The organism is Kitasatospora sp. NPDC057738 (assembly GCF_042798815.1).
GTDB lineage: Bacteria > Actinomycetota > Actinomycetes > Streptomycetales > Streptomycetaceae > Kitasatospora > Kitasatospora lactacystinica.
On the sequence record NZ_JBHVJT010000078.1, the window covers coordinates 38336 to 48900 of the forward strand.

Annotated in this window: 10 protein-coding genes and 1 pseudogene; 4 read left to right on the forward strand and 7 right to left on the reverse strand. The window is 74.7% G+C overall.

The genetic code is table 11. The annotated features are described in order from the left end of the window. Positions 1 to 10: 10 nt before the first annotated feature. Together ACFVGO_RS32325 and ACFVGO_RS32330 are read right to left on the reverse strand one after the other, a co-directional pair. Positions 11 to 343 (reverse strand): YnfA family protein, encoded by a 333-nt coding sequence (locus tag ACFVGO_RS32325; RefSeq protein ID WP_359912267.1) that lies wholly within the window; start codon positions 341 to 343, stop codon positions 11 to 13. Positions 344 to 374: 31 nt separating this feature from the next. Continuing rightward, complete coding sequence (locus ACFVGO_RS32330; RefSeq protein ID WP_359912264.1) at positions 375 to 1589, reverse strand: pyridoxal phosphate-dependent aminotransferase; 1215 nt, start codon at positions 1587 to 1589, stop codon at positions 375 to 377. Positions 1590 to 1686: 97 nt separating this feature from the next. Here ACFVGO_RS32330 and ACFVGO_RS32335 point away from each other — a divergent pair. After that, positions 1687 to 2040, forward strand: a pseudogene (locus ACFVGO_RS32335) (winged helix-turn-helix transcriptional regulator); the annotation flags it as partial. Positions 2041 to 2299: 259 nt separating this feature from the next. Then, a complete protein-coding gene (locus ACFVGO_RS32340; protein WP_359912261.1) occupies positions 2300 to 3091 on the forward strand; it encodes an SGNH/GDSL hydrolase family protein in 792 nt (263 codons plus the stop codon). A gap of 6 nt (positions 3092 to 3097) precedes the next feature. Here the strand turns inward: ACFVGO_RS32340 and ACFVGO_RS32345 are convergent, their stop codons facing one another. Beyond that, on the reverse strand, positions 3098 to 3760 hold the full coding sequence (locus ACFVGO_RS32345; protein WP_359912258.1) for a GNAT family N-acetyltransferase: 663 nt from the start codon (positions 3758 to 3760) through the stop codon (positions 3098 to 3100). Between the two features lie 129 nt (positions 3761 to 3889). Here ACFVGO_RS32345 and ACFVGO_RS32350 point away from each other — a divergent pair, with 129 nt between their 5' ends. After that, a complete protein-coding gene (locus ACFVGO_RS32350; RefSeq protein WP_380635636.1) occupies positions 3890 to 4828 on the forward strand; it encodes a pentapeptide repeat-containing protein in 939 nt (312 codons plus the stop codon). Positions 4829 to 4892: 64 nt separating this feature from the next. Here the strand turns inward: ACFVGO_RS32350 and ACFVGO_RS32355 are convergent, their stop codons facing one another. From ACFVGO_RS32355 to ACFVGO_RS32370, 4 genes are all read right to left on the reverse strand, one after another. Further along, complete coding sequence (locus ACFVGO_RS32355; RefSeq protein WP_380635638.1) at positions 4893 to 5627, reverse strand: tyrosine-protein phosphatase; 735 nt, start codon at positions 5625 to 5627, stop codon at positions 4893 to 4895. 9 nt (positions 5628 to 5636) lie between these two features. Beyond that, complete coding sequence (locus ACFVGO_RS32360) at positions 5637 to 6290, reverse strand: TetR family transcriptional regulator (protein WP_359912249.1); 654 nt, start codon at positions 6288 to 6290, stop codon at positions 5637 to 5639. Positions 6291 to 6396: 106 nt separating this feature from the next. Further along, positions 6397 to 7296 carry an aminoglycoside phosphotransferase family protein gene (locus ACFVGO_RS32365; RefSeq protein ID WP_380354378.1) on the reverse strand — a complete coding sequence of 300 codons (900 nt, stop codon included), beginning with the start codon at positions 7294 to 7296 and terminating at the stop codon, positions 6397 to 6399. Between the two features lie 92 nt (positions 7297 to 7388). Then, positions 7389 to 7781, reverse strand: coding sequence for a PPOX class F420-dependent oxidoreductase (locus ACFVGO_RS32370; RefSeq protein WP_359912243.1), 393 nt, complete (start codon positions 7779 to 7781; stop codon positions 7389 to 7391). Between the two features lie 178 nt (positions 7782 to 7959). Between ACFVGO_RS32370 and ACFVGO_RS32375 the strand changes: the two genes are divergently transcribed. Next, the gene (locus ACFVGO_RS32375; protein WP_380635642.1) at positions 7960 to 10452 is read left to right on the forward strand and encodes a Tex family protein; all 2493 of its coding nucleotides are present in this window, start codon (positions 7960 to 7962) and stop codon (positions 10450 to 10452) included. Positions 10453 to 10565 lie beyond the last annotated feature (113 nt).

Here is a 10565-nt window from a genome sequence, read left to right on the forward strand (position 1 = left end):
AGGGAGGACCTCAGCGCCGGGGCCCGTACATGATGACGCCGACCCCGGCCAGGCAGACCAGCGCGCCCAGGACGTCGTAGCGGGTCGGGCGGAAGCCGTCCACCACCACGCCCCACAGCAGCGAGCCGGCCACGAACACCCCGCCGTACGCGGCCAGCACCCGGCCGAAGTTGCTGTCCGGCTGCAGGGCGGCCACGAAGCCGTACGCGCCGAGCGCCACCACCCCCAGGCCGGCCAGCCACCACGGCCGCTGCTCGCGCACGCTCTGCCAGACCAGCCAGCAGCCGCCGATCTCGGCGACGGCGGCGAGGACGAACAGGGCGACGGAGCGAAGGACGGTCATGCCGTCGAGCCTAAGGGTGTGTCCCGGGGCGTCAGCTCTGGCGGTACGTGGCCAGGAAGCGCCCGATCCGGTTGACGGCCGTCTCCAGGTCGTCGGCCCGGGGCAGGGTGACGAAGCGGAAGTGGTCCGGGCGCGGCCAGTTGAAGCCGGTGCCCTGGACGACGTGGATCTTCTCGCGCAGCAGCAGGTCCAGCACGAACCGCTCGTCGTCGACGATCCGGTGCACCGCCGGGTCCAGCCTGGCGAAGGCGTACAGCGCGCCCTTGGGCTTGACGCAGCTGACGCCGGGGATCTCGTTGAGCGCCTTGACGGCGATGTCGCGCTGCTCGGTGAGCCGGCCGCCGGGCAGCACCAGGTCGTTGATGGACTGGTGGCCGCCGAGTGCCGCCTGCACGGCGTACTGGGCGGGCACGTTGGGGCACAGCCGCATGCCGGAGAGCATGGTCAGGCCCTCCAGGTAGTCGGTGGCGTGCTGCCGGGGGCCGGAGACGACCAGCCAGCCGCTGCGGAAGCCGGCCACCCGGTAGGACTTGGAGAGGCCGTTGAAGGTGAGGGTCAGCACGTCGTCGGCCAGGGCGGCCAGGCAGTGGTGCTCGGTGCCGTCGTAGAGGATCTTGTCGTAGATCTCGTCGGCCAGCACCATCAGGTGGTGGCGGCGGGCCAGGTCGAGGATGCCCTCCAGCAGTTCCTTCGGGTAGACGGCGCCGGTGGGGTTGTTGGGGTTGATGACGACGATCGCCTTGGTGCGGGCGGTGATCCTGGCGGCGATGTCGTCCAGGTCCGGGTACCACTCGGCCTCTTCGTCGCACAGGTAGTGCACGGCCTTGCCGCCGGCCAGCCGGACCGCGGCCGTCCAGAGCGGGTAGTCGGGCATCGGCACGAGGACCTCGTCGCCGTCGTCCACCAGCGCGGTGACGGCCATCTGGATCAGTTCGGAGACGCCGTTGCCGAGGTAGACGTCGTTGACGCTGACGCCCTGGACCCCGCGCTGCTGGTAGTACTGCACCACCGCCCGGCGGGCCGGCAGGATGCCGCGCGAGTCGCTGTAGCCGTGCGCCTTGGGCAGGTTGCGGATGATGTCCTGGATGATCTCCTCGGGCGCCTCGAAGCCGAACGGGGCCGGGTTCCCGGTGTTCAGCCGCAGCACGCTGTGCCCGGCCTCCTCCAGGGCGTTGGCCTGGTCGACCACCGGGCCCCGGATCTCGTAGCACACGTCATTCAGCTTGCTGGACTGTCGAAACTCCATCTGCGGCCTCCCGACCGTCACCACCGCTCCGTTGCTTCAGCTTTGTTCTACCAAGTGTGTACTTGGAAAGTCCAACCTCTTGGCTATGCTGATCCACATGTCACGCCGAAGCTACGACCAGTACTGCGCCGTCGCCCGCGCCCTGGACGCGGTGGGGGAGCGCTGGAGCCTCCTGATCGTCCGTGAGCTGCTCGGCGGCCCGCGCCGCTACACCGACCTGCACGCCGACCTGCCCGGCGTCTCCACCGACATCCTGGCCGCCCGGCTCAAGCAGTTGGAGGCGGAGGAGCTGGTGACCCGCCGCCGGCTGGAGCGGCCCGCCAGCGCGACGGTCTACGAACTGACCGGGCGGGGCCGTGAACTGCGGCCGGTCGTCGAGGCGCTGGGGCAGTGGGGGCTGGCCGCCCTCGGCGAGCAGCGGCCCACCGACGCCGTGCGCGAGCACTGGTTCACGCCCCGCGGGGCGGAGGAGCCGGCGGCGGTCGCGGCCGGCTGACGACCGCGGGCGTGCCCGGTCACCCGGACGGGGCGGCGGCAAGGCCCCCGTCGCCGACCGCCGCCCCGTGTGCCCTCAGAGTGTCCCGGGCCGATAAACGAACGATCGGCGTGCGATGAGCGCCGGGGCCCGTCGCCGCCCCGGACGGGCACGCACGTACGATCGTCGGACCGTCGGACCGCCGGAGTCGTTCCAGGAGAGCGGAGGCCAGCCCGTGCCCACCCCCTACCGCAGCTATGTCGCCGTCGGCGACTCCTTCACCGAGGGCATGGGCGACGACCTGCTGCCGGACGGCCACTACCGGGGCTGGGCCGACCGGGTCGCCTCGGCACTGGCCGCCGAGCGCACCGACGCGCAGCCCCCTGACGCCGGCTTCCGGTACGCCAACCTCGCCGTCCGCGGCAAGCTCATCGGCCAGATCCACGACGAGCAGCTCGCCGCCGCCACCGCGATGGGGGCCGAGCTGGTCACCCTGGCCGGCGGCCTCAACGACGTGCTGCGCCCCGGCTGCGACATCGACGCGGTGGAGCGGCTGCTCGGTCGCTGCGCCGCCGGGCTGCGCGCCACCGGCGCCACCGTCGTGCTGTTCACCAGCACCGACCCCACCCGGCGCATGGCCGGCAGCGCCCGGCTGCTGCCCGCCATCCTGCGGATGAAGGCCTTCGTCCAGGAGCTGGGCCGGCAGGACGGCTTCGCCGTGGTCGACCTGTTCTCCGCGCCCTGCTTCGACGACCGCCGGCTGTGGGCCGAGGACCGCCTGCACCTCTCGCCCGAGGGTCACCGCCGGGTCGCCGCGGGAGTGCTGGAGGCGCTCGGCCGCCCCGCGGCCTTCGACTGGCGCGCCCCGCTGCCCGCCGCCGCCCCGGCCGGCCGCGCCGAGCGGCTGCGCGAGGACGCCCGCTGGCTGGGCACCCACGTCGGCCCGTGGATCGGCCGCCGCCTCACCGGCCGCTCCTCCGGCGACGGCCGCCCGGCGAAGCGGCCGGAGCTGCTGCCGTACCGCTGAGGCCCGCTACTCCCCGGCGCCGGCGCCCGGCGCGTCGAGGACCAGGCTCGCCATCGGGGCGTGGGTGGTCCAGCCCATCGCCTCGTAGAGCGCCCGTCCCTCCGGCGTGCCGACCAGTACGCCGGTGTGCGCGCCCCGCTCGTGCGCGGCGGACTGGAGCGTTCGCATCACCAGGACGCCCAGGCCCCGGCGGCGGTGCTCGGGCACGGTGGTGATCTGGTCCGGTACGGCCACCGGGCCGGCCAGGCCCGCCTGGCCGCGCGCGGCGAGGTGCCCGTCCCCGGTGCGCACCAGCGCCCGGAGGACCCCGCCCCGCTCCCAGGCGGTCACGGTGTACCCGGCCGGGACCTCGGGCCGCTCGGCGGCGAGCGGCACGCTCATCAGGAAGCCCGGCGCGTCCAGGCGCCACCGCTCGTCCAGCCAGGGGCGCACCGTGGCGTCCTCGGCGAACAGCTTCAGCCAGGTGGTCGGCGCGGTGACGGTCTCGGCGAGCTTGCGGACGTCGGCCTCGGTCGGTTCCGGCAGCACGTGCCGGCCCACCTCGCCGGCCGGCGCGCCGACGTCGATGCTCCAGCCCCAGGGCTGGTCCACCGGCTCGGCGGAGCCGCGCGAGACGGCCCAGCCGGAGATCCACATCCGGACCAGGTCCCTGGTGTCCGGTTCCCGCATGTCGCCCACCCCCGTGTGTAATGGTCTCAAAGGCAGTGCACAGCTTACCGGCAGCGAGGGTCGTCGGGCCAGTAGGATTTCCGGGTTCACGGCGCCGCCCGGCGCCGACTGCTGGAAGGACCCCGGAACGTGCGCGAGACCGAGCCGCCGCAGGACCCCACGGCGGCCGCGCCGACCCCGCTGGAATCCGACTGCGGCAGCTGCTTCGGCCTCTGCTGCGTCGCGCTGCCGTTCGCCGCCGGCAGCGACTTCGCCATGAACAAGGCGGCCGGCAGCGCCTGCCACAACCTCCGGACCGACTTCCGCTGCGGCATCCACGCCCAGCTGCGCGACCGGGGCTTCCAGGGCTGCACGGTCTACGACTGCTTCGGCGCCGGGCAGCGGGTCTCCCAGGTGACCTTCGGCGGCCGCAGCTGGCGCGAGGAACCGGACAGCGCCAAGGCGATGTTCGACGTCTTCCCGGTCGTGCGGCAGCTGCACGAGCTGCTCCGCCACCTCACCGAGGCGCTCACCTTCGCCGCCGCCGCTCCCGTCCACGACGAACTGCGGCAGGCGCTGGCGCAGACCGACCGGCTGGCCGGCGGCACCCCCGAGGAGATCCTCGCCGTCGACGTCCCGGCCCACCGGCAGCGGGTCAGCGAGCTGCTGCTGCGCGCCGGTGAACTGGTCCGCGCCGCCGTCCCGCGCCGCCGCGAGCTCCGGGGCGCCGACCTCTTCGGTGCCCGCCTGCGCGGCGCCGACCTGCGGGGGGCCAACCTGCGCGGCGCCCTGCTCGTCGCGGCCGACCTCTCCGGCGCGGACCTGCGCCTCGCCGACCTGGTCGGCGCCGACCTGCGGGACGCCGACCTGGCCGGCGCGGACCTCGGCACGGCCCTCTTCCTCACCCAGGCCCAGCTCAACGCCGCCCGCGGCGACGCCACCACCCGCCTCCCGGACGGCCTCACCCGGCCCGCCCACTGGCCCGAGACCGCCCCGGCCCCGGCGGCCGGCGGCCGGGCCGGAGGAGGGGCCGGGCCCCGCTCCGGCAAGGGCGGCAGCCGCCCCGCCCGGGGCGGACGCCGACGCTAGGGCGTCTCCGACACCTCCGGAAGCCCCGGCGGGCCGGCCGACTTCCCGCGCGGGGAGGCGGGGCTCAGCCGGTCAGCAGGCGGGCGCGCAGAGCGGCGGTCTGCTCCCGGTCGATGCCGAGGGTGCCGGTGAGGTAGGCCTCGACCGAGCCGTAGCGGTCGGCGAGGCCGGCGAGGGTGAGCCGGATGACGGCCTCCGGGGCGCGCCCGAAGGCGGGCCAGCGCAGGGTGCGGCCGGGGTGGGCGGCGTGCCAGTCGGCGACGAAGCGCGGGGTGGCGAGCTCGGTGAGGGCGAAGTCGGCGGCGATGTCGTCCTCGCCGGCGCCGAGCAGGGTGAGCAGCAGGGCGGCGATCAGCCCGGTGCGGTCCTTGCCGGAGGCGCAGTGGAAGACCACCGGGGCGTCGGCGGCCGTGATCACGTCCAGGGTCTGGCGGATCTCCTTCACCCCGTCCTCGGCGACCTCGGCGAAGCGGTCGGCGAGGTAGCGCCACGGGTCGAGCTCCGGGTCGATCTCGGCCTGGTCGTACGGGCGGTGCTCGATCGAGAGGTTGTGGTACTCCAGGCCCTCGAACGCGGGCACCCGGCCCTTGGCGGCGATCTCCCAGGGGTAGCGCAGGTCGATCACGGTCCGCACGCCGAGGGCGTGCAGCCGGTCGAGGTCCGCGGGGGAGTCGAGCTTGCCGAGCGAGTCGGAGCGGTACAGCAGCCCCCACCGGACGGAGCGTCCGCCGGCGGCCGCGTAGCCGCCCAGGTCGCGGAAGTTGTGCAGGGCATCGAAGGAGTGGTGACGAGTCGTCATGCGCGCACTCTAGTCAGCGGCGGGCCGCTCGCCGCGGGGTGGGCCGTAGCCGTGGGCGAGCAGGCCGAAGGCGCCGGTGGCGTCCCCGACGGCCTCGGCGTACAGCTCGTCGGCGGTGCGGCCGTCCCGGATGCGGCGCCAGTTGTGCAGGGCGAGGACCCGCTGGGTGGCGGTGACCTGGGCGGCGAGCAGGGTGGCGGTGAGCTCCTGCGGCCCGGGCAGGCCGGGGCTCGCGCGCAGTGCCTCGGCCAGCGACTGCTCGGCGCGGGCCACGTACTCGCCGACCCGGGCGGCCAGGCTGGGGGTGCCGTGGACCAGGCCGGTGAAGGCGAGCACCGCGGGGTGGTCGTTGAGGCCGGTGACCGGGTCGCGCCGGGTGAGCCCGGCCAGGAAGTCCCGCAGCAGCGCGTCGAGCACCGGTTCGCCGGGCGGCCGGGCGCGGACCACCTCGGCGGCCTGCTCCTGGTGGTCGGCGAAGCGGTGGACGACCAGGTCCTCCTTGGTGGGGAAGTAGGAGAACAGCGTCGGTTTGGAGACCTCGGCGGCGGCCGCGACGTCGGCCACCGACACCCGGTCGAAGCCGTGCTCCAGGAACAGCGCGATGGCCGCCTCGGAGATGGCCCGCCGGGTCCGCTCCTTCTTCAGCTCCCGCAGTCCCGTCATGCGCCTCAGGCTAGCAGCGGGGATTGACCGGGACAGGTTTTGGACCCGGTCCTCCGGCGGGCGTGTCCCGGCCCGGGAGGGCCGCCACCGCGTACGGCGGACGCCCCTAGACACCGCGGTCGGCGAGCACCTCGCGGACGACGTGGCGGGCGTTGGCGGTCAGCGCCTGGTCGGTGTGGCGGTAGTACGGGATCGTCACCAGGGCGATGGAGAACGCCCAGGCGCGGCCGCGGGCCCACATCGCCTCGTCCGCGCGCAGGGCGGTGCGGAAGGCCGGACGGGCGGCGGCGGGCAGCAGGTTCCAGGCGACGATCAGGTCGGCGGTCGGGTCGCCGACGCCCATCAGGGCGAAGTCGATGACGGCGGAGAGCCGCCCGGTGGGGGCGAGCAGCAGATTGCCCGGGGTGAGGTCGCCGTGCATCCAGACCGGCGGGCCGGCGTACTCGGGCAGCCGAAGCGCCTTGTCCCACAGGGCGGTTGCGGCGCCCGTGTCGATCGAGCCGGAGAGCTGGGCGATGGCCGCGCGGGTGGCGCCGTCCCGGGAGGCGAGCGGGGCGCTGCGCTGGGAGGGCGGGGCGCCGGCCGGGTCGACGGCGCGCAGCGCGTTGACGAAGCCGGCCAGGTCGCGGGCCAGGGCCTGGGGCGCGGCCAGCGCGTTGACGGCCGGGTTGGCGCCGTCCAGCCAGTGCAGCACCGACCACTCCCACGGGTAGCCGGCGGCGGGCCGGCCGACCGCGAGCGGCGCCGGGACGGGCAGCGGCAGTCGCGGCGCCAGCCGGGACAGCCACTGCTGCTCCCGCCGCAGGCCCCCGGCGGCCCACTCCACCCGGGGCAGCCGGACGGCGAGTTCGGGCCCGAGGCGGAACATCGCGTTGTCCGCCCCGGGGGCGGGGACCGGGGTGATCGGAAGGCGCTCCCACTGCGGGAACTGGACGGAGATCAGCCGACGGACCAGGGCCGCGTCGACCACCGGCCCGTCGGGGTGCATCCGGGTGGCAGCGCACATGCCCGGCAGCGTACAGCGCTGGTCGTTACCGTTCAGCCCGATTCCCGAACTGCGCACATTCCGAAGGCCATTCGAAAGCGATCGGCGGGCGATCAGTCGAAGGTGACCCGCACCCCGATGGTGCCGCCCTTGCCGAAGCGCAGCACGTTGGCGGTCAGCGCCACCGCGCACAGCAGCCCGTACTTGCGCCGCAGCAGCTTCCGGTAGGCGGGCGCCCGGTCCGGGTCCAGCACCGCGGCGGCCGGCACCTGGGCGCCGAGCAGGTTCCCGCGGATGTCGCTCGGCCCGACCAGCACGTCCGAACGGTTGCGCAGGCGCTTGACCTTGCCCGTCTTCGTGACGGTGGTGAAGACCAGCGCGTCACCGTCGCGCGCGACCCACACCGGGGTGGCGACCGGAGTGCCGTTCCTCCGGTACGTGGTGAACAGCAGGTACTTGGCGGCGGCGAGCCGCTCCAACTCGGCGGCGGCATCCAGAGTGTCCATGCCCGCCAGCCTAGGAAGCGGCAACTGGGCCCCGCTCAAGCCTCGGTGGAGCCGCCCGGCACGGCACCGGACGGCGCGCCACGCCCGGCCGTCCCGGGTGCGGCCGGGCGTCGTCGTCGGCACCTGCCAGAATGCAGGGCGTACGGCGCAAGCACTGATGGAGAAGGTGACCGGCTTCGTGACCACGGCAGTCGAACAGGTGGCCCGGCAGGCCCAGCAGGCGATCGAGCGGAAGATTGCCGAGGAGCTGGGTGTCCGCGAGGGGCAGGTGAAGGCTGCCGTCGACCTGCTCGACGGCGGCTCGACCGTCCCCTTCGTGGCCCGCTACCGCAAGGAGGTCACCGGTTCCCTCGACGACGCCCAGCTGCGCGCCCTGGAGGAGCGGCTGCGCTACCTGCGCGAACTGGAGGACCGCCGGGCGGCCGTCCTGGAGTCGATCGAGGCCCAGGGCAAGCTGGACGACGCGCTGCGGGCCCGGGTGCTCGCCGCCGACTCCAAGGCCCGGCTGGAGGACATCTACCTGCCGTTCAAGCCGAAGCGGCGCACCAAGGCGCAGATCGCCCGCGAGGCCGGCCTGGAGCCGCTCGCCGACACCCTGCTGGCCGACCCGGGCCAGGACCCGGCCGCGCTGGCCGCGCGGTACCTGAACGAGTCGGTCGCGGACGGCCCCGCCGCGCTGGAGGGCGCCCGGGCGATCCTGGTCGAGCGCTTCGGCGAGGACGCCGACCTGGTCGGCTCGCTGCGCGAGCGGATGTGGACCCGCGGCCGGCTGGTCGCCCGGGTCCGCGACGGCAAGGAGGGCGACGGCGCCAAGTTCGCCGACTACTTCGACTTCGCCGAGCCGTACACCAGGCTCCCCTCGCACCGCATCCTGGCGATGCTGCGCGGCGAGAAGGAGGAGGTGCTCGACCTCGACCTCTCCCCGTACGACGGCGAGTCCGAGGGCGACCTGCCCGGCGGGAACGACTACGAGCAGCGCATCTCCGCCCGCTTCGGCATCGCGGACCGCGGCCGCCCGGCCGACAAGTGGCTCGGCGACACGGTCCGCTGGGCCTGGCGCACCCGCATCCTGGTCCGGCTCGGCATCGACCTGCGCGCCCGGCTGCGCGCCGAGGCCGAGGAGGAGGCGGTGCGGGTCTTCGCCGCCAACCTGCGCGACCTGCTGCTCGCCGCCCCGGCCGGCACCCGCGCCACCATGGGCCTGGACCCGGGCTTCCGCACCGGCGTGAAGGTCGCCGTGGTGGACGCCACCGGCAAGGTCGTCGCGTACGACACGATCTACCCGCACCAGCCCGCCAACAAGTGGGACGCGGCCCTGGCCACCCTGGCCGCGCTGGCGGCGAAGCACGGCGTCGACCTGGTCGCGATCGGCAACGGCACCGCCTCCCGGGAGACCGACAAGCTCGCCGAGGACCTGCTGGGGCGCCACCCCGAGCTGAAGCTCACCAAGGCGATGGTCAGCGAGGCCGGCGCCTCGGTGTACTCGGCCTCCGCGTTCGCCTCGCAGGAGCTGCCGGAGCTGGACGTGTCGATCCGCGGCGCGGTCTCGATCGCCCGCCGGCTCCAGGACCCGCTGGCCGAGCTGGTCAAGATCGACCCCAAGTCGATCGGCGTCGGCCAGTACCAGCACGACCTGAGCGAGGTGAAGCTCTCCCGCTCCCTGGACGCCGTGGTCGAGGACTGCGTCAACGCCGTCGGCGTGGACGTCAACACCGCCTCGGCCCCGCTGCTCACCCGGGTCTCCGGGATCACCGGCACGCTGGCCGACAACATCGTGGCGCACCGCGACGCCAACGGCCCGTTCCGTACCCGCAAGCAGCTCAAGGACGTCTCCCGGCTCGGCCCCAAGGCCTTCGAGCAGTGCGCCGGCTTCCTGCGCATCCCCGGGGGCGCGGACCCGCTGGACGCCTCCAGCGTGCACCCCGAGGCCTACCCGGTGGTGCGCCGGATCCTGGCCGCCACCGGCGGGGAGCTGCGCGAGCTGATCGGCAACGGCGAGCGGCTGCGGGCGCTGCGTCCGGCGGACTTCGCCGACGACACCTTCGGCGTCCCGACCGTCACCGACATCCTCGGCGAGCTGGACAAGCCGGGCCGCGACCCGCGCCCGGCCTTCCGCACCGCGACCTTCAAGGAGGGCGTCGACAAGATCGGCGACCTGGAGGTCGGCATGGTGCTGGAGGGCGTGGTCACCAATGTGGCCGCCTTCGGCGCCTTCGTGGACGTGGGCGTCCACCAGGACGGGCTGGTGCACGTCTCGGCGCTGTCGAAGAACTTCGTCAAGGACCCGCGCGAGGTGGTCAAGCCCGGCGACATCGTCAAGGTCCGGGTGCTCACGGTGGACGTGCCGCGCAAGCGGATCGGGCTGACCCTGCGGCTGGACGACGAGGTCGGGCGCGAGCGCGGCGGCGACCGCGGTGACCGGGGCGACCGGGGCGACCGCCAGGGCCGCCCGCCGCGCCAGGAGCGCCGCGGCGGCGGTCAGGGCAACCAGGGCGGTCAGGGCGGCCGTGGCGGCCAGGACCGGCGCGGGAGCGGTGACCGGGGCAACGACCGGGGCGGCTCCGGCGGCGGTGCGCCCGCCAACAGCGCCATGGCGGACGCGCTGCGCCGTGCGGGCCTGACCGGCGGTGGCGACGGCGGCCCGGGCGACCGGCGCTCCGGGCGGCGCTGAGCCGGGACGGACGGATCACGGCCGGGGGGGGGGGGGGGGAGGGGGTTTTTGGGCGTTTGTTTCCCGCTCCCCTTCTTGTGTCGGGGGGTCCCCCCCCCCCCCCCCCCCGCGAC